The organism is Corynebacterium sp., assembly GCF_012838985.1.
In the GTDB taxonomy this organism is placed as follows: domain Bacteria; phylum Actinomycetota; class Actinomycetes; order Mycobacteriales; family Mycobacteriaceae; genus Corynebacterium.
This window is the reverse complement of record NZ_DUOE01000036.1, coordinates 1-16,034: the sequence shown is the minus strand read 5'-3', so window position 1 is coordinate 16,034 and position 16,034 is coordinate 1. Positions and strand designations below refer to the sequence as shown.

The following is a 16,034-nucleotide window of genomic DNA, read 5'->3' as shown; positions in this document are numbered from 1 at the left end:
AGGAGGCCGTCCGCGCCGCGGAGGAGGCGGCCGCCGACGCTGCCGCCCGTGCCGAGGCGGAGGCGGAAGCAGAGGCTGCGGAAGCAGCACGCGTGGAGCAGGAGCGGATCGACCGCGAGCGTCGCGAAGCAGAAGAAGCCGCCGAGGCCGCCCGCGAGGCGGCACGTCAGGCGGAGGCGGAGGCGACGGCACGTCGGGAAGCCCAGGAGCGTGCGGAGCAGGAGGCGGCCGAGCGCGCCGCCCGCGAGGCGGAGGCACAGGCCTTCCGGGACGCGGCCACCGCTGCCGCCGTCGCCGCCGCCGCAGCCGTCATCGCGGCGGCGCAGACCGACCACACCTCCCTGGAGAACCCGTACCCGTCCGTCACGGACGAGGAGGCGGAGCCAGCCCCCATCGCACCGATCCAGAACCCCGGGGCCACCGTGGTGGAGGAGCCGGCGGCGGAGGCACCGTCCAGCACCGGCTCCACCAGTGGTACCTCTGAGACTGAGGCTGAGGCTGCGGCCGACACTTCCCTGTCGACCGGCCCGGTGCTCGAGACCCTCGAGGACCTCACCGAGCAGGCCGCGGCCGAGATCGCCCCGATCGGTGACCGGGCGGCGCAGATCGAGGCCGTCATCGCCCGTGCCGAGTCCCAGCTGGGCGTCCCCTACGCCTGGGGCGGCGGCAACGCCTCCGGCCCGACCCGCGGCATCCGGGACGGCGGCATCGCCGACTCCCACGGTGACTTCAACAAGATCGGCTTCGACTGCTCCGGCCTGGTGCTCTACGCCTTCGCCGGCGCCGGCATCGCCCTGCCGCACTACACCGGCTACCAGTACAACCACGGCACCAAGATCGACCCGGGCCAGATGCAGCGCGGCGACCTCATCTTCTACGGTCCGTCCGGCAACCACCACGTGGCCATCTACCTCGGTGACGGCATGATGCTCGAGGCCCCGAACTCCGGGTCCACCGTGCAGAAGGCCCCGGTCCGCTGGTCCGGCATGTCCCCGTACGCGGTGCGGCTGATCTAGTTCCCGGCCAGTCGCGCAGCCGTCACTCTCAGGGTTGATAGGCTCAGTCGCATGGCTGATGAACTGAACTTTGACGCCCTCCTCCTCCTCTCCTTCGGTGGTCCCGAGGGGAACGAGGAGGTCGTCCCCTTCCTGGAGAACGTCACCCGTGGCCGCGGCATCCCGCGCGAGCGTCTGGAGAAGGTCGGTGAGCACTACTTCCACTTCGGCGGCGTGAGCCCGCTCAACCGCCTCAACCGGGAGATCATCGGCAACCTGGAGAAGGAGCTGGCCTCCCGCGGGGTGGAGCTGCCGGTCTACTTCGGCAACCGCAACTGGCACCCCTTCGGCGAGGACACCGCCGAGCAGATGTCCCGCGACGGCGTGCGGCGTGCGCTCGTGTTCGCCACCTCCGCGTGGGGCGGCTACTCCGCCTGCCTGCAGTACAACGAGGACATCCGCCGGATGATCGCCCACCTGGAGGAGAAGGGGGTGGAGCCGGTCGAGTTCACCAAGCTGCGGCAGTTCTACGACCACCCGACCTTCGTCCGCCTCATGGCCGACGCCGTCCGGGAGTCGCTGGACAAGGTGCCCGCGGAGCGTCGCGGCACCACCCGGGTCCTGTTCACCGCCCACTCCGTGCCGTCCGCCGCGGATGAGGCCGCCGGCGGCCCCGAGGATCCCCACCTCTACTCCCGTCAGGTGGCGGAGGCCTCCCGCCTCATCGCGGAGGCCGCGGGCGTCGACGGCTACGACGTCGTGTGGCAGTCCCGCTCCGGCGACCCGCGCACCCCGTGGCTGGAGCCGGACATCGTCGACCACACCACGGCGATCGCCGCCGAGGGGGTCACCGCGGTCGTGGTGTGCCCGGTGGGCTTCATCTCCGACCACATGGAGGTCATCTGGGACCTCGACACGGAGCTTGCCGACGCCGCCCGTGAACTCGACGTCCACGTCGAGCGCACCCGCACCGCCGGCCCCGAGCAGGAGTTCGCCGGCATGGTCGTCGACATCATCGGTGAGCTCGTCGACAACGCCGGGCCCGCCTCCCTGGGCACCGTCACCGTCCAGGGCTGCACCGTCAACGGCGCGGCCTGCCGCCCGGGCTGCTGTCAGGTCAAGCGCCCGAACTCGCGCACCGCGTAGGCCACCCCGGCCATCCGCGCGGTGCGGATGTGCCGCCACAGGCCCAGCAGCTGCGGGTCGATGCGGTGGTCGTCCATCCGGCGGGTGACCGTCTCGATGATCGCCGCCACCCGGTCGGCACGCGCGAAGAGCTTCGCCGCCCGCCCCGGCACCGCCGCGGGCAGGCCCGGCGTGTCGTAGAAGTCGGCCAGGGTGCCCACCGTCAGGCGGGGCGAGACCAGCGCGTCCGTGGTGTAGCCCGAGGCCAGGACCAGCCGCGCCGCCTCATTCGTCGCCTCCGTGAGCAGCTGGTCCGCCTCACCGGGGCTCAGCCACGCCGGCGCCGGCAACGGCCCCTCCTCGACGAACCACTCCCAGTTCCCCGCCTCTTCCGGGACGAGGATGTGGTGGGTGAGGGGGTCGGGGTCGGCGAGAACGAGGGCCCCGGCAGCGCTTGCCGCCGCACTCCCCGCCGGCAGGGCAGGGGCCTCACCCGGCCCGGAGAGCACGAGACGCAGGGCCGGTTCCCCGGAATCGAGACGCACGCTGCGGCGGATGTCCCCGAGGACGTCGGTCAGGGCGTCCGCCCCGAGATCCCCCAGGGCGTCGATGACGTTGTCCGTCGCCTCGAGTCCGTGGAGCCACGCACCCAGCCAGACGGCGGTGTTCTGCAGCGGTGACCAGACTTCGGCACGGATATCCATGGCGGGGGAGTCTAGCCCATGCGGCAGATATAGTGGTCGGCCATGAGCTTCCACGATCCCTACTCCGGCGACATCTTCTCCGGCCACGCACGTTCCCGCCCGCGCGAGTACCCCCGGGTCGAGGCCACCCCCGGCCTCGTCGTCGAGGTCCGGGGCGACGACTACGTCGGAGCGGTCGTCGGCTGGGAACGCACCTACGACGGCGAGTTCGTCCGCCTCGAGGACCGCCGCGGCGTGCAGCGCCTCTTCCAGCTCGTCACCGGCGGTTTCCTCCTCGAGGGGCAGCCGGTGACCCTCATCCGCCACCTCCCGAAGAAGGAGCCGCAGGTGCGGCGCTCCAATTCCGGTTCCCGCCGCGTGGAGAACCTGGAGGCGAAGGTCGCGGCACCGTCGCGCATCTGGGTGGAGGGCATCCACGACGCGGCGATCGTCGAGAAGGTGTGGGGCCATGACCTGCGCGTCGAGGGCGTCGTCGTGGAGTACCTCGAGGGCCTGGACAACCTCGAGTCCCGCCTCGCGGAGTTCGGCCCCGGACCCGGGCGGCGCGTCGGCGTGCTCGCCGACCACCTCGTCGAGGGCTCCAAGGAGACCCGCATGACGCAGACCGTCGGGGAGCACGTCCTGGTGACCGGCCACCCGTACATCGACATCTGGGCGGCCGTGAAGCCCGCGGCCGTCGGCATCCAGGCCTGGCCGGACGTCCCCTACGGGGAGGACTGGAAGACCGGCGTGTGTCAGCGTCTCGGCTGGTCCGACCCGCGCGAGGGCTGGCACCGCGTCTACTCGGCGGTCTCCAGCTTCCGCGACCTCGACTCCACCCTCATCGGCGCGGTCGAGAGGCTCGTCGACTTCGTCACGACCCCGGAGCTGTCCAAGGACGACCTCATGTAGGGGCAGTTGGTACGTTGGGTTCCGTGGGAGCAATCGTCTGGTTCATCGCAGCACTCGTCCTCGCCGGCCTCGAGCTGGCCGTGGGTGAGTTCACCCTGCTCATGCTCGCCGGAGCCGCCCTCGCGGCCGCCGGCGTCTCCTTGGCGGGGGCTCCGCTGTGGGGCTCCGTGGTGGCCTTCGCCGTCGCGGCCTTCGGGCTGCTGGTGTTCCTCAGGCCCTTCCTGCGCCGCCGCCTGGCCGCGCCGAAGGCACTGGACACCTCCCCGCAGGCCCTGGTCGGGTCCACCGCGGTCGTCATCGAGTCGATCGAGGCCCACGGGGGACAGGTACGTCTCGACGGATCCATCTGGTCCGCCCGCTCCCTCGACCCGACCCACACGTTCGCCGAGGGCGAGCGTGTCTCCGTGATCAGCATCGACGGCGCCACCGCAGTCGTCTGGAAGGAAAACTGATGCCCGGACTCATACTCCTGGTCGTCCTGCTCATCTTCGTCGCCGTCGTCGTCATCAAATCCATCGCCCTCATCCCGCAGGGTGAGGCGGCGGTCATCGAGAGACTCGGCAGCTACACCCGCACCGTCTCCGGCGGACTGACCCTGCTCGTGCCGTTCATCGACCGCGTCCGCGCCCGCGTGGACACCCGTGAACGCGTCGTCTCCTTCCCGCCGCAGGCCGTCATCACCCAGGACAACCTGACCGTTGCCATCGACATCGTCGTCACCTTCCAGATCAACGACCCCGCCAAGGCCATCTACGGCGTCGACAACTACATCGTCGGTGTCGAGCAGATCTCCGTCGCCACGCTGCGTGACGTCGTCGGCGGCATGACGCTGGAGGAGACCCTGACCTCCCGTGAGACCATCAACCGCCGACTCCGCGGCGAACTCGACGCCGCCACCGCCAAGTGGGGCCTGCGCATCAGCCGCGTGGAGCTCAAGGCCATCGACCCGCCGCCGTCCATCCAGCAGTCCATGGAGATGCAGATGAAGGCGGACCGTGAGAAGCGCGCCATGATCCTCACCGCCGAGGGCCGCCGCGAGTCCGACATCAAGACCGCCGAGGGTGAGAAGCAGGCCCGCATCCTCTCCGCGGAGGGCGAGAAGCACGCCGCCATCCTCCAGGCCGAGGCCGAACGCCAGGCCATGATCCTCAAGGCCGAGGGTGAACGCGCCGCCCGCTACCTCCAGGCGCAGGGTGAGGCCCGCGCGATCCAGAAGGTCAACGCCGCCATCAAGTCCTCCCAGGTCACCCCCGAGGTCCTGGCCTACCAGTACCTGGAGAAGCTGCCGCAGCTGGCCGAGGGCCAGGCCTCCACCATGTGGATGATCCCCTCCCAGTTCGGCGACTCCCTCGAGCAGTTCGCCCGCGCCTTCGCCAAGCAGGACGACCAGGGGGTCTTCCGCTACGAACCCTCCCACGTCGACGACGAGACCCGCCAGATGGCCGGCGACGAGGACACCGACGAGTGGTTCAACACCGCCACCGACCCCGAGATCGCCGCAGCCGTCGCCGCCGCCACCGCGGTGGCCAACAAGCCGGTCGACCCGGAACTGCACGAGCTCAAGGCCCAGCAGACGCCCCAGACGCCGCCGGCGCCCCGGGAGATCGAGAGCCCGGCACCTGCCGGGGACCCGGACGAGGTGAAAGTCGAGAAGCGGGAACCCGAGACCTACTAGTCGGTGGCACCCGCGTTCGCGCGGGTGAGCAGGTTGACCGCCAGACCCCAGCCGGCGGTCTCCGCCTGCCACCCGGCCGCCTGGAGACGCTGCGACATCGCCTGCTTGGAGATGCCCAGCTCCTCGGCGGCCTCATTCTGATTCAGCCCCGAACGCACCAGCGACGTGGCCTCCCGGCCCTCGATGGTGCGCTTGCTCAGCACATGCCCCATGAGGGCGAAGACCGCCGCGATGTCCGACTCGAGGGTCGAGGAGCCCTTCGGTGTGATCGCCACCTTGACCGTGCCCGCCCGCACCGAACCCCGCAACGCCCCGGTGGCTTCCTCCCGGGTACGCGCCTCATCGGTCGAACCCGGGGCCACGCCGATCCCGATGGCCCAGCTGCCGTCCGAGAGCAACGCCATGACGGTGTCGCACAGGGCGGCGGGGGAGTCCACGACCGCGCAGATGTCCTCGACACCGAGGATCTCGAACTCACCGACCCCGTCCAGGGTGGACAGCGCCTCCGCGGAACGACGTACCAGCTGGGCGCGACGGATCTCCCGCCCCCGGTAGCGTGCATGAATGGCCAACATGGCACACAGTCTACGTCACAGACTTGACCGGCAGGCGATGGTCGACGGCGAGTCCGATGAACCCCACCACCGCCAGCGCCACCGTGAGGCCGATGACCACCGGATCCGGATCCCCCGCCAGCATGTCACCCAGGAACACCGTCACGACCGTGCCCGGCGCCGAACCAGCCAGCGTCGCCACCGCGAACATCCCCAACGGCACACTCGTCAGCGCGGCCGCATAGTTCATCACCGAGAAAGGCACACCCGCGATCATCCGCAGACTCGTCACCGCCAGCCAGCCACGCTGCTCCAGACGCGCGTTGATGCCCGCCACCGCCGGATGCCGCAGCCGCGGGGCCATCCACTCACCGAGCAGCCCCCGCACCACCGACAGGCTCAGAGCCGCCGCCACCGTCGTCGCCGACAACGCCACCAGCACACCCACCCAGGGGCCGAACAGGACACCGCTGGAGAGCGTCAGGATCGTCCGGGGCACAGGGAACTGCGTGATGAGCACATAGCCCACCCAGAACAGCCCCAGAAACCACGGACCCGCCGCATCCGCCCACCCCCGCAACGTGGCGATCGACGGCACCTCCACCGCCATCGACACCCCCACGAAGGCCACCAGCGCCACAGCCACCGCGATACGCCGCGGCCAGGACCAGCCGGCGACCGCGGAGACAGCATCGCGGACAACGCCCACGACGAACTGCCCGAACCTTTTCACAAGCGGTCAGTCTACGCTTCCACGTCCCCAGGTCAGGCAGCACTTCATGGCCGGACCCCGGACGCGTCGTTAGGCTCGGGGATGTACCTGCACCCGACAACATCGGAGGAGAACCCCATGGCAGACCTGCGCACCGACCACGGACCCAACCCCTACGTCCTGGACATCGAGGACGTCACCAAGGAGAACGAGGCATTCCGCGACACCCTGTGGACCGGCCGGTACCTGCAGATGACCGTGATGGCCATCCCGGCCGGCGGCGAGATCGGCGCGGAAGTCCACGACGACCACGACCAGTTCCTCCGCCTCGAGGCGGGCAAGGGCCGCATCATGATCGGTGACAGCGAGGACAAGCTGGACATCGACCAGGAGGTCGAGGATGACTTCGCGATCTTCGTGCCGGCCGGCAAGTGGCACAACTTCGTCAACGAGGGCACCGAGACCGTCAAGCTCTACTCCATCTACGCCGCCCCGGAGCACAAGCCCGGCACCCACCACGCGACCAAGGAGGACGCGGACAACGATCCTGATGAGCAGCACTAAATAGTTGCTGTTTTCCTGGATGCTCGTTTTCAGCGGATTGAGAATCCGAATCCGCTGAAAACGAGCATTTCGCTGCGAGCTTCCCTTACCTCCCCTGAAAGATCCCCTGTCAGGGCTTATGCTCCGTCCATGGGGGATATGTCGGAGAAGTCGCAGCTCACCATCATCAACTTCCTGCTCAGGGAGGGACCTGTCCACATGGCGGGCCCTGGCGGCTCGCAGTTTCCGGTTCCGGAGACACTGCGGGAGAAGTTCCACCAGATCGCGGGGGCCGCCGTGAAGGGGACCGAGGTGGAGATCGTCGAGGTGGACAAGCTGCTCACCACCAGCGAGGCTGCGGAGATCCTCGGCGTCACGCGGAGCACGGTGATCAACTGGATCGACGAGGATCTGTTGACCTGCGTACGTTTCACCGCGGGAGGCCACCGTCGGATCCGGACCTCTGATGTGCTGGCCTGGCAGAAGGAGAGCACCCGTCTGCGGCGCATGCACTGGTGAGAAAGGAAAATCCCGGCCCCTCGAAAGGGACCGGGATTTTCTTCTGTGCCCGGAGGGGGACTTGAACCCCCACGTCCGTTAATAGGACACTAGCACCTCAAGCTAGCGCGTCTGCCATTCCGCCACCCGGGCTGGGTGTCATTCTCTTTTCTGTGCTCACCCTCTCGGCTGGGCACCTGCATTACTGTAGCCCTAGTCATGTGAAAGACACAAATCGCCAGGTCAACCCTAGTTACAGGGGTGTAAGTGAGAGCCTTTTCTCACCATGAAACGCACGTATCGAGTTCCCCGCCGGATGCCCACGTCGTCGTGATTCGTCCCGGTCCGCATTGCGGCGGAGTCTGCGCAGGTCACGCCGGAGAAATGGGCTTCGCGTCCGGTTCGGTGCAGATGACCGGTGCCGACGTCCGCCCCGCTCCCTGCCCGCGGGTCTGGACCCCGGAGGTGGCCCAGCGGGTCGCCCCGGCCCGGATCCTCGTCATGGACGGCGGGTGCATCGTCGAGAGTGGGGCCCACAGGGAGCTTCTCGACGCCGCCGGCCGCTACGCGCAGCTCTTCGCCCGCTGGTCAGCGGGGGAGTGACGGGGCATTCCCCGGACACGGTGGTGTGATCTCAGGTACAACGGGGGTATGAGCAACTACGCAGATGATCCCCGTTTCCCCGGTCCCGACCCGTACGCCCCGCTGAAGGACCTGCCGTCCTTCCGGTTGACCTCCCACGACCTGCAGAACGGTGACCAGCTGGCCGCCGACCAGTGCGCGCCGCTGAACATCTCCCCGCAGCTGTCGTGGTCCGGTCTGCCGGAGGGCACGAAGTCCCTCGCGGTGACCTGCTTCGATCCGGACGCCCCGACGGCGTCCGGCTACTGGCACTGGGCCGCCTTCAACATCCCGGTGGACACCACCAGCCTGCCCAGCGGTGCAGGCAAGACCGAGGACCTCGGCGTCGGCGCCGTCACGCTGGCCAATGACGCCGGCATGAAGGCCTACTACGGAGCCAACCCCCCGGCGGGCCACGCGCCCCACCGCTACCTGTACGCGGTGCATGCGGTGGACATCGAGAAGCTGGACATCGATCCGGATTCCACGGCGACGGTGCTGGGCTTCAACCTTTATTTCCACTCCCTCGGCCGTGCCATCCTGTGGGGCTGGTACGAGAACAAGTAGTCTCTAGAGGTTATGAGCCAAAAGAACTCCCGCCCCGAGCGGACCTTCCGGGTGCCCCTGGCGCTGCGTGTGGGCGGCGCCTTCATGGCGCTCGCCGTCGCCCTGGTCATCTTCGCAGTCGTGGCGGTGTTCGTCGACGGCTGGATGGCACCGTTCGCGGTGACGCCGCGTTTCCTCTCCATCCTGGTGGCCGCGATCATCCTCGGCGCCTTCGCGACGATCCGCGCCGACCAGGCGTCCAGCCGCACACAGGTGGTCGCGCTGGCGATCGCGGTGGCGATCGTCATCTTCTCGCGCTTCATCCCGAATGAACCGCTCACGGTGATGGCCCAGTACTGGCTGGCGATGTACGCGGTGTTCGCGTTCATGTGTGCGCTGATCATCCGGCGTTCCCTCATCCCGAAGAGCTAGCAGACAGGACAGAAGCCCCCACGAGTCGGACTCGTGGGGGCTTCGCCGTGCCTGGGGCCGTCAGTTGTGCGCCGGGTTGGCCAGCCAGGGCAGGTCGGAGCCGATGGCATCGGCGATGCTGTCCAGGCCGTGCCGGTGGATCTGGTCGGCGATGCCGCGGTGGATGTCGCGGATCCAGTCCGGGCCGCCGTAGATGAAGCCGGTGTAGCCCTGCAGGAGGGTGGCGCCGGAGGCGATGCGCTCCCACGCCTGCTGCGGGGTGGAGATGCCGCCGACGGAGATGAGCACCAGCTGGTCGCCCACCTTCGCGTGGAGGCGCCGCAGGACCTCGAGGGCGCGGTCGGCGACGGGCGGGCCGGAGATGCCGCCGGCACCCATCGCGGCGACCTCGGCGGCCGGGGTGGTCAGGCCCTCGCGGGAGATGGTCGTGTTCGTCGCGACGATGCCCGCCAGCCCCAGGTCCAGGGCGAGGTCCGCGACTGCGTCGACGTCCTCGTCGGACAGGTCGGGGGCGATCTTCACCAGCACCGGCGTGTCCGTCGACTCCTGGACGGCCGCCAGGATCGGGCGCAGGGACTCGACGGCCTGCAGGTCACGCAGACCCGGAGTGTTGGGGGAGGAGACGTTGACCACCAGGTAGTCGGCGAGGTCGCCGAGGAGGGAGGCGGAACGTCGGTAGTCGTCGACGGCCTCGTCCGCCGGGACGACCTTGGTCTTGCCGATGTTGATGCCGATGACGTCCTCCGACTTGCGGCGGCGCAGGTTCTCGGCGACCTCGGCGGCTCCGTCGTTGTTGAAGCCCATCCGGTTGAGGATGGCCTTGTCCGCCGGCAGGCGGAACAGCCGTGGGGTGGGGTTGCCCGGCTGCGGGGAGGCGGTGACGGTGCCCAGCTCGGAGTAGCCGAAGCCGAGGGAGGTCCAGGTGTCGGCGGCGGAGGCGTTCTTGTCGAAGCCGGCCGCCAGGCCCAGCGGGCGCGGGAAGGTCACGCCGAAGACCTCCTGGGACAGCACCGGATCGGTGACCGGGACGACCTTGCCCAGCAGGCGGTTGACCGGCCCGGCGGCCTGGAGCACACCGAGTCCACCGGCGATGAGGCCGTGGATGCGCTCGGGCCGCAGGGTGAACATGCCCTTCAGGGCCAGCTGGTAGGCGGAGTGGCGCAGAGACACGTGCGGGGTCCTTCCTAGGAGGAGACGTCGGTGATGATCTGGAGGCCTTCACCGGTGGCGGAGGCGAGGACGAGGGTACCGTCGTCGAGCGCGATGACGTTGTGCACGTCGGCCACGGTGTCGAGGGTGACCTTCTCCTCCGGCACACCCGTGGAGAGGTCGAAGCCGTGCAGGGTGTTGTCGGCGGTGGTGGAGACCCACGCGAGGTCCCGCTCACCGTCCCAGGCCACGGCCCACGGGCTGCCGGCGACGGGCGTCGTCTGGTGCAGGCGCACGACGTCGGTGGCGGTGTAGACGGCGATCTGGCCGCCGCGGTTGTCGGAGGCGAGGACGACGCCGTTCCCGCCGACGGCCATCTGCCCGATGCCCAGCCCGACGCGCAGGGTGCCGCCCTGCTTACCGTCGCGCCAGTGGACGTCCTGGATGGTGGTGTTGACGTAGCTGGAGCGCACGACGGAGTCGTCGGCGCCCTCGACGGGCACGGCCAGCAGCTGGCTGGTCTGTCCGGCGACGGTGATGTTCTCCACCGGCTCGTCGGAGTCCTGCCCGAAGACGAGCACCTTGCTGCCTTCGGCGGACCCGACGATGAGCTCCCCGGTGGAGGTGAGGACCGCGGAGTCGGCCGGGTCAGCGTCGGTGCCCGCGAGGGAACGCTTCTCGACGTCGCCCGTGGCGGCGTCGACCAGCAGCACCTGGTCACGGCACGCGAGGATGAAGGTGTCGGCGGAGGCGTTGAGGTCGCCGCAGTTCGCGGGGATCTCCACCTCCGTGGCGTCGCCGGCGCGCAGCTGCCCGAGGGTGCCGATGGCCAGGGTGGTCGCCGACCGCAGGCCCAGGATGTCGCCGGCGGCCTCCATGTCGGAGATCTCGGCCCAGGCGGCGGGCAGCTCGAGGACCTCTCCCGCCGGTGAGGTGGAGGGGGGTGACACCTCCGCCACGGCGTTCCCGAGGTCGGGGACCTCCGGGTTCGGACCTGCGTTGCAGGCGACCAGGAGGAGGGAGGTGGCGGTCAGCGCCGCCAGGGCTGTCACACGTCCGGCATTCACGCTTAGTGAGCCTATCAGCGCGACACGTCGTCCAGTGCCTTGACGATCGCCCGGGGCAGAACCGTGCCCGTCACGGTGAGCAGCTGGGAGAGCTGCTCGCGGCGGGAGGCCCCGACGATGGCGGAGGCGACGCCGGTTCGGTCGCGGGCCCACGCCAGGGCGACGACCGCCGGCGGGATGTCCAGGCCGTCGGCGGCGGTGGTCACGGCGTCGACGACGGTGTGGGACTTCGAGCCCAGCCGGGCGTGCACCTCGGCGCGGATGCCGTGGGGGAGGGAGCTGCGGTAACGACCGGTCAGCACGCCCTGCGCCAGCGGGGCCGCCGCCAGGACACCCACCCCGAGGTGGCGGGCCGCGGGGATGAGCTCCTCCTCGACGTCGCGGTTGAGCAGTGAGTACTCGTGCTGGGTGGCCACGATCCGCGGGGAGGAGGTCACCGCCAGCTGCCAGCCGGCGTAGTCCCGCACACCGGCGTAGCGGGTGCGGCCGGTGCGCACCGCCCACTCGAGGGTGTCCTGCACCTCGAGCGGCGGGGTCTTCTCGTCCCAGTAGCCGACCGACCACAGGTCGAGGTGGTCAGTGCCCAGCACCCGCAGCGTCTCGTCGAGCTGCTGCATGAGGGTGCGGCGGGAGCAGTCGACGCGGCGCCCGACGGGGGAGTCGGGGGCGACACCGGCGGAGGAGGAGAGGACGAGGTCGTGGCGGGGCACGGCGGCGTCGGCAAGCACCGAGGCCAGGACCTCCTGCGCGCGACCGTGACCGTAGGCGGGGGAGGAGTCGATGAGCGTGCCCCCGGCGTCGAGGAACATACGCAGCATGACCTGCGCCTCCTCCCGGCCGGTGCCCGTCCCCCAGGTCCCGGTCCCCAGACCGAGATCCGAGACGCGCAGACCACTGGACCCCACCAATCGTTGTTTCACGCTCACCACAGTAGTAGTACGGTTGGCCGGGTGAATGACCTGACCATCCTCGCCTCAGCCACCCCGGAGCAGATGTCCTGGCTCCAGGTCGTGGTGCTCTCCGTCGTCCAGGGCCTCACCGAGTTCCTGCCCGTGAGCTCATCCGGGCACCTGCGCATCGTCTCCGAGCTGTTCTTCGGCGTCGACGCGGGCGCCTCCTTCACGGCGGTCGTCCAGCTCGGCACGGAGGCCGCGGTGCTGGTGTTCTTCGCCCGGGAGATCTGGCTCATCCTCGCCGGCTGGTTCCGCGGACTGTTCAACCCCGCCGCCCGGAACTTCGAGTACCGGATGGGCTGGATGGTCATCGTCGGCACCCTGCCGGTGGCGATCATCGGCTACTTCGGCCGTGACATCATCCGGGAGGGGGCCCGCAACCTGTGGATCACCGCGACCGTGCTGGTGCTCTTCTCCTTCGTGTTCATCTTCGCGGAGAAGTTCGGCCGTAAGCAGCGCAGCTTCGACGAGCTGACGATGAAGGACGCGGTCATCATGGGTCTGGCGCAGTGCCTGGCGCTCATCCCGGGTGTCTCCCGTTCCGGCGGCACCGTCTCGGCGGGTCTGTTCATGAACCTGGACCGTGCGGTGGCGACCCGTTTCTCCTTCCTGCTGGCCATCCCCGCGGTGCTGGCCTCCGGGCTGTTCTCGCTGCCCGACGCCTTCGCACCCCAGGCCGGTCAGGCCGCCTCCGCGCTGCAGCTGGGCGTGGGCACGTTGATCGCCTTCGTGTTGGGCTATCTCTCGATCGCGTGGCTGCTGAAGTTCGTCGCGCACCACTCCTTCTCCTGGTTCGCGGCCTACCGCATCCCGGTGGGTCTGCTCGTGATGGCGCTGCTGGCGTTCGGGGTCCTGCAGCCGATCTAGGACCGTCTGGGACCGTCGCTGGGTGACCCGGTAGATGTCACCTTCGCGGAGGCGTTAGAGTTGTTGACATGCTTTCATGGCCTCATCCTGAAGTCCCGCGTCTCGGCGGCACCCCCGTGCCCCTGGCTCTCCACGACACCGCGGACGGCGTCGTCCGTCCTGTGGAGGCCGGGGCCGGAGCGGACACCGTCGGCATGTACGTCTGCGGCATCACGCCCTACGACTCGACCCACCTGGGTCATGCGGCCACCTACCTGACGTTCGACCTCGTCCACCGTCTCCTGCTGGACCAGGGTCTGGGCGTCCACTACGTGCAGAACATCACCGACGTCGACGATCCGCTCTTCGAGCGTGCCGAGCGGGACGGCGTCGACTGGCGTGAGCTGGGCACCGGCCAGATCAACCTCTTCCGCTCCGACATGGAGGCGCTGCGCGTCATCCCGCCGCGCGACTACATCGGGGCGATCGAGTCGGTCGGCGAGGTCATCGAGATGGTGCAGAAGCTTCTCGACGCCGGCGCGGCCTACGTCGTCGACGACGAGCACCCGGACATCTACGCCTCCATCGCGGCGACGGAGAACTTCGGCTACGAGTCGAACTACGACCGGGCGACGATGGAGAAGCTCTTCGCGGAGCGGGGCGGGGACCCGGAGCGGGCCGGCAAGCGGGACCCCCTGGACGCCCTGCTGTGGCGTGCCCACCGGGAGGGCGAGCCCGCCTGGGAGTCGCCCTTCGGTCCGGGTCGTCCGGGCTGGCACATCGAGTGCTCGGCGATCGCGACGAACCGCCTGGGTGCGTCGTTCGCCATCCAGGGTGGCGGCAGCGACCTGATCTTCCCGCACCACGAGTTCTCCGCGGCGCACGCCGAGGCGGGCCTGGGCGTCGAGCGCATGGCCGGGCACTATGTCCACGCCGGCATGATCGGCCTCGACGGGGTGAAGATGAGCAAGTCCCTCGGCAACCTCGTCTTCGTGCACACGCTGACCGCCGACGGCCATGAGCCGGACGCCATCCGCCTCGGTGTCTTCGCCTCGCACTACCGGGCCGACCGGGACTGGTCGGAGCAGGTCCTCGCCGACGCGGAGGCCCGCCTGGCGACATGGCGCGCAGCCTGCCGTCAGCCCGGCACCCTGGCGGGCGCGGAGGCGCTGGTCCAGGAGCTGCGCACCCGCCTGGCGGACGACCTGGACACCCCCGGGGCGCTGGCGGTCGTCGACACGTGGGCGGCCTCCGGGCGCGGCGCGGACGAGGAGGGCGCCGGCGAACTGGTCCGCACGGCCGTCGACGCCCTGCTGGGCGTGCGGCTCTAGCTGTTTTCAGGAACAATGATCCCCATGACCATCCGCGCGGAATTCCAGCAGAACGTCGACGACTTCATCACCGAGCTCACCGAGTTCGCCACCGGCAGCTACCTCAAGGACGACGAGAAGGAGTTCTGGGACGAACCCTTCGACCCGGCGGCCCTCCCGGAGCTGAAGAAGCTCCTCGAGGACCTGCTTGACGCCCTCGACGACCTGCCCGCCGATCCGCCCGCTGAGGCGCTGGTCGCGGTGGTGCAGAGGTACGTCGACAAGCTGGAGGCCTACAACCGTCAGCACGACGACGCCGTGCTCGAGCCGGAGGAGACCTCCGTGCTCAACGAACTGATCCATGATGCCTCCGCCGCCACCGGCGCGGACGATGAGGCTCTGTCCGAGCTGCCGGAGATCGATTAACCCCACCTTCACCGCCCCCGCCGCCATCTTCTGGGACATGGACGGCACCCTCGTCGACACCGAGCCGCTCTGGGAGCAGTTCACCTATGAACTCTCCGAGCTCATGGGTCGGCGCCTCACCCCCGCGCTGCGGGAGACGACCATCGGCGGCAGTTTCCGCCACACCGTCCAGGTGTGCGCGGACCACGCCGGTCTCACCGTCACCGAGGATGATCATCCGCGCTTCCGCGCGTTCATGAATGAGCGCATGGCGGAACTGATGCGGGCGTCGCTCGCCCCCAATCCGGGGGTCACGGAGCTTCTCGACGATCTGTCGACCCACGACCTGCCCATGCTCGTGACCACCAACACCGAACGCACCCTGGCCGACCTGTCGATCGCGGCGGTGGGGGAGCACTACTTCACCGGCTCCGTCACGGGCGATGAGGTGCCCAGCCCGAAGCCGGCCCCGGACATGTACCTGCGTGCTGCGGAGAAGGTCGGCGCGGACCCGGCGGACTGCCTCGTGTTCGAGGACTCCTTCACCGGCATGACCGCCGCCGTCACCGCGGGCTGCCGGGTGATCGGCCTGCCCTGGTACGAGGACACGGTGGTGCCGGAGGGCGTGGTCACGCTCGACTCCCTGCACGGCAGGAACGATTTCGTGGGGGTCGGAGCCGACACCGTGATGGATTGGTTCCACCATCTGCAGCGCTGAGAGGCGGGGCATGGAATAATGTCCCCCCGTGAAGAACTTTGACTCCCTGTTTGCCGAACTCACCGATCGTGCCACCGCCCGCCCTGAGGGCTCCGGCACCGTGGAAGCCCTGGACAAGGGCGTGCACCATATCGGCAAGAAGATCATCGAGGAGGCCGGGGAGGTCTGGATCGCCGCCGAGTACCAGTCCGATGAGGAACTGGCCGAGGAGATGAGCCAGCTCATCTACTGGACCCAGGTCATGATGGTCGCCCGCGGGCTGACCCCCGACGACATCTACAAGAACCTCT

Annotated in this window: 21 protein-coding genes and 1 tRNA gene; 15 read left to right on the top strand and 7 right to left on the bottom strand. The window is 69.2% G+C overall.

Annotated elements, in window-relative coordinates; all coding sequences use genetic code 11:
- Together GXZ33_RS01815 and GXZ33_RS01810 are read left to right on the top strand one after the other, a co-directional pair.
- A partial coding sequence (locus GXZ33_RS01815) for an NlpC/P60 family protein (RefSeq protein ID WP_291339153.1) occupies positions 1-1,016 on the top strand: 1,016 nt, incomplete at its 5' end.
- Positions 1,017-1,067: 51 nt separating this feature from the next.
- Positions 1,068-2,141, top strand: a complete 1,074-nt coding sequence (locus GXZ33_RS01810) for a ferrochelatase (protein ID WP_291339152.1) — start codon at positions 1,068-1,070, stop codon at positions 2,139-2,141.
- Here GXZ33_RS01810 and GXZ33_RS01805 read toward each other — a convergent pair.
- Entirely contained in the window at positions 2,108-2,824 is a 717-nt protein-coding gene (locus GXZ33_RS01805; RefSeq protein WP_291339151.1) for a hypothetical protein, read from the bottom strand. The genes GXZ33_RS01810 and GXZ33_RS01805 overlap by 34 nt on opposite strands.
- Before the next feature lie 42 nt (positions 2,825-2,866).
- Here GXZ33_RS01805 and GXZ33_RS01800 point away from each other — a divergent pair, with 42 nt between their 5' ends.
- From GXZ33_RS01800 to GXZ33_RS01790, 3 genes are read left to right on the top strand one after another with little or no spacing between them, the layout of a single operon-like run.
- Positions 2,867-3,715, top strand: coding sequence for a DUF3097 domain-containing protein (locus GXZ33_RS01800; protein ID WP_291339150.1), 849 nt, complete (start codon positions 2,867-2,869; stop codon positions 3,713-3,715).
- Between the two features lie 23 nt (positions 3,716-3,738).
- Positions 3,739-4,167, top strand: a complete 429-nt coding sequence (locus GXZ33_RS01795; RefSeq protein ID WP_291339149.1) for an NfeD family protein — start codon at positions 3,739-3,741, stop codon at positions 4,165-4,167.
- A complete protein-coding gene (locus GXZ33_RS01790) occupies positions 4,167-5,390 on the top strand; it encodes an SPFH domain-containing protein (protein WP_291339148.1) in 1,224 nt (407 codons plus the stop codon). Before GXZ33_RS01795 ends, GXZ33_RS01790 begins: the two co-directional genes overlap by 1 nt.
- Here the strand turns inward: GXZ33_RS01790 and GXZ33_RS01785 are convergent.
- Both GXZ33_RS01785 and GXZ33_RS01780 read right to left on the bottom strand, forming a co-directional pair.
- Entirely contained in the window at positions 5,387-5,965 is a 579-nt protein-coding gene (locus GXZ33_RS01785; protein WP_291339147.1) for a MarR family transcriptional regulator, read from the bottom strand. The genes GXZ33_RS01790 and GXZ33_RS01785 overlap by 4 nt on opposite strands.
- 10 nt (positions 5,966-5,975) lie before the next feature.
- A complete protein-coding gene (locus GXZ33_RS01780; RefSeq protein ID WP_291339146.1) occupies positions 5,976-6,677 on the bottom strand; it encodes a TVP38/TMEM64 family protein in 702 nt (233 codons plus the stop codon).
- Between the two features lie 117 nt (positions 6,678-6,794).
- On the opposite strand from GXZ33_RS01780, the gene GXZ33_RS01775 reads away from it, so the two are divergent.
- Both GXZ33_RS01775 and GXZ33_RS01770 read left to right on the top strand, forming a co-directional pair.
- Entirely contained in the window at positions 6,795-7,220 is a 426-nt protein-coding gene (locus GXZ33_RS01775; RefSeq protein WP_291339145.1) for a cupin domain-containing protein, read from the top strand.
- 129 nt (positions 7,221-7,349) lie between these two features.
- On the top strand, positions 7,350-7,718 hold the full coding sequence (locus GXZ33_RS01770; RefSeq protein ID WP_291339144.1) for a helix-turn-helix domain-containing protein: 369 nt from the start codon (positions 7,350-7,352) through the stop codon (positions 7,716-7,718).
- 46 nt (positions 7,719-7,764) lie between these two features.
- Here the strand turns inward: GXZ33_RS01770 and GXZ33_RS01765 are convergent.
- Positions 7,765-7,850 (bottom strand) — tRNA-Leu (locus tag GXZ33_RS01765).
- A 231-nt stretch (positions 7,851-8,081) separates the two neighbouring features.
- Here GXZ33_RS01765 and GXZ33_RS01760 point away from each other — a divergent pair.
- The 3 genes from GXZ33_RS01760 to GXZ33_RS01750 are packed head-to-tail and all read left to right on the top strand — an operon-like array spanning position 8,082 to position 9,296.
- Positions 8,082-8,300: a hypothetical protein gene (locus GXZ33_RS01760; protein ID WP_291339155.1), complete on the top strand. Its 219-nt coding sequence runs from the start codon at positions 8,082-8,084 to the stop codon at positions 8,298-8,300.
- 48 nt (positions 8,301-8,348) lie between these two features.
- Positions 8,349-8,885, top strand: a complete 537-nt coding sequence (locus GXZ33_RS01755) for a YbhB/YbcL family Raf kinase inhibitor-like protein (RefSeq protein ID WP_291339143.1) — start codon at positions 8,349-8,351, stop codon at positions 8,883-8,885.
- Between the two features lie 12 nt (positions 8,886-8,897).
- The gene (locus GXZ33_RS01750; RefSeq protein ID WP_291339142.1) at positions 8,898-9,296 is read left to right on the top strand and encodes a hypothetical protein; all 399 of its coding nucleotides are present in this window, start codon (positions 8,898-8,900) and stop codon (positions 9,294-9,296) included.
- A 60-nt stretch (positions 9,297-9,356) separates the two neighbouring features.
- On the opposite strand, the gene GXZ33_RS01745 is transcribed toward GXZ33_RS01750, so the two are convergent.
- Genes GXZ33_RS01745 through GXZ33_RS01735 form a run of 3 tightly spaced genes read right to left on the bottom strand, consistent with a single transcriptional unit; the run spans position 9,357 to position 12,432 of the window.
- Positions 9,357-10,466 (bottom strand): quinone-dependent dihydroorotate dehydrogenase, encoded by a 1,110-nt coding sequence (locus tag GXZ33_RS01745; RefSeq protein ID WP_291339141.1) that lies wholly within the window; start codon positions 10,464-10,466, stop codon positions 9,357-9,359.
- 14 nt (positions 10,467-10,480) lie between these two features.
- Entirely contained in the window at positions 10,481-11,512 is a 1,032-nt protein-coding gene (locus GXZ33_RS01740) for a WD40 repeat domain-containing protein (RefSeq protein ID WP_291339140.1), read from the bottom strand.
- Positions 11,513-11,526: 14 nt separating this feature from the next.
- Positions 11,527-12,432, bottom strand: coding sequence for an aldo/keto reductase (locus GXZ33_RS01735; RefSeq protein ID WP_291339139.1), 906 nt, complete (start codon positions 12,430-12,432; stop codon positions 11,527-11,529).
- A gap of 72 nt (positions 12,433-12,504) precedes the next feature.
- Here GXZ33_RS01735 and GXZ33_RS01730 point away from each other — a divergent pair, with 72 nt between their 5' ends.
- The 5 genes from GXZ33_RS01730 to GXZ33_RS01710 all read left to right on the top strand — a co-directional run.
- A complete protein-coding gene (locus GXZ33_RS01730) occupies positions 12,505-13,332 on the top strand; it encodes an undecaprenyl-diphosphate phosphatase (RefSeq protein WP_291339154.1) in 828 nt (275 codons plus the stop codon).
- Positions 13,333-13,400: 68 nt separating this feature from the next.
- The gene (mshC, locus tag GXZ33_RS01725) at positions 13,401-14,642 is read left to right on the top strand and encodes a cysteine--1-D-myo-inosityl 2-amino-2-deoxy-alpha-D-glucopyranoside ligase (RefSeq protein ID WP_291339138.1); all 1,242 of its coding nucleotides are present in this window, start codon (positions 13,401-13,403) and stop codon (positions 14,640-14,642) included.
- Positions 14,643-14,666: 24 nt separating this feature from the next.
- Entirely contained in the window at positions 14,667-15,047 is a 381-nt protein-coding gene (locus GXZ33_RS01720) for a hypothetical protein (protein WP_291339137.1), read from the top strand.
- Positions 15,013-15,744, top strand: a complete 732-nt coding sequence (locus tag GXZ33_RS01715; RefSeq protein ID WP_291339136.1) for an HAD family phosphatase — start codon at positions 15,013-15,015, stop codon at positions 15,742-15,744. Before GXZ33_RS01720 ends, GXZ33_RS01715 begins: the two co-directional genes overlap by 35 nt.
- A gap of 28 nt (positions 15,745-15,772) precedes the next feature.
- Positions 15,773-16,034, top strand: a 262-nt coding sequence (locus tag GXZ33_RS01710) for a phosphoribosyl-ATP diphosphatase (protein ID WP_291339135.1), incomplete at its 3' end; no start/stop codon positions are given.

Excerpts from the sequence above, each read along its gene's own strand:
- GXZ33_RS01730 (WP_291339154.1), top strand. The coding sequence starts at position 12,505 with ATGTCCTGGCTCCAGGTCGTGGTGCTCTCCGTCGTCCAGGGCCTCACC.
- GXZ33_RS01790 (WP_291339148.1), top strand. The coding sequence starts at position 4,167 with ATGCCCGGACTCATACTCCTGGTCGTCCTGCTCATCTTCGTCGCCGTC.
- GXZ33_RS01720 (WP_291339137.1), top strand. The coding sequence starts at position 14,667 with ATGACCATCCGCGCGGAATTCCAGCAGAACGTCGACGACTTCATCACC.
- GXZ33_RS01715 (WP_291339136.1), top strand. The coding sequence starts at position 15,013 with ATGAGGCTCTGTCCGAGCTGCCGGAGATCGATTAACCCCACCTTCACC.
- GXZ33_RS01775 (WP_291339145.1), top strand. The coding sequence starts at position 6,795 with ATGGCAGACCTGCGCACCGACCACGGACCCAACCCCTACGTCCTGGAC.
- GXZ33_RS01785 (WP_291339147.1), bottom strand. The coding sequence starts at position 5,965 with ATGTTGGCCATTCATGCACGCTACCGGGGGCGGGAGATCCGTCGCGCC.
- GXZ33_RS01750 (WP_291339142.1), top strand. The coding sequence starts at position 8,898 with ATGAGCCAAAAGAACTCCCGCCCCGAGCGGACCTTCCGGGTGCCCCTG.
- mshC (WP_291339138.1), top strand. The coding sequence starts at position 13,401 with ATGCTTTCATGGCCTCATCCTGAAGTCCCGCGTCTCGGCGGCACCCCC.
- GXZ33_RS01760 (WP_291339155.1), top strand. The coding sequence starts at position 8,082 with ATGGGCTTCGCGTCCGGTTCGGTGCAGATGACCGGTGCCGACGTCCGC.
- GXZ33_RS01805 (WP_291339151.1), bottom strand. The coding sequence starts at position 2,824 with ATGGATATCCGTGCCGAAGTCTGGTCACCGCTGCAGAACACCGCCGTC.
- GXZ33_RS01755 (WP_291339143.1), top strand. The coding sequence starts at position 8,349 with ATGAGCAACTACGCAGATGATCCCCGTTTCCCCGGTCCCGACCCGTAC.
- GXZ33_RS01810 (WP_291339152.1), top strand. The coding sequence starts at position 1,068 with ATGGCTGATGAACTGAACTTTGACGCCCTCCTCCTCCTCTCCTTCGGT.
- GXZ33_RS01770 (WP_291339144.1), top strand. The coding sequence starts at position 7,350 with ATGGGGGATATGTCGGAGAAGTCGCAGCTCACCATCATCAACTTCCTG.
- GXZ33_RS01800 (WP_291339150.1), top strand. The coding sequence starts at position 2,867 with ATGAGCTTCCACGATCCCTACTCCGGCGACATCTTCTCCGGCCACGCA.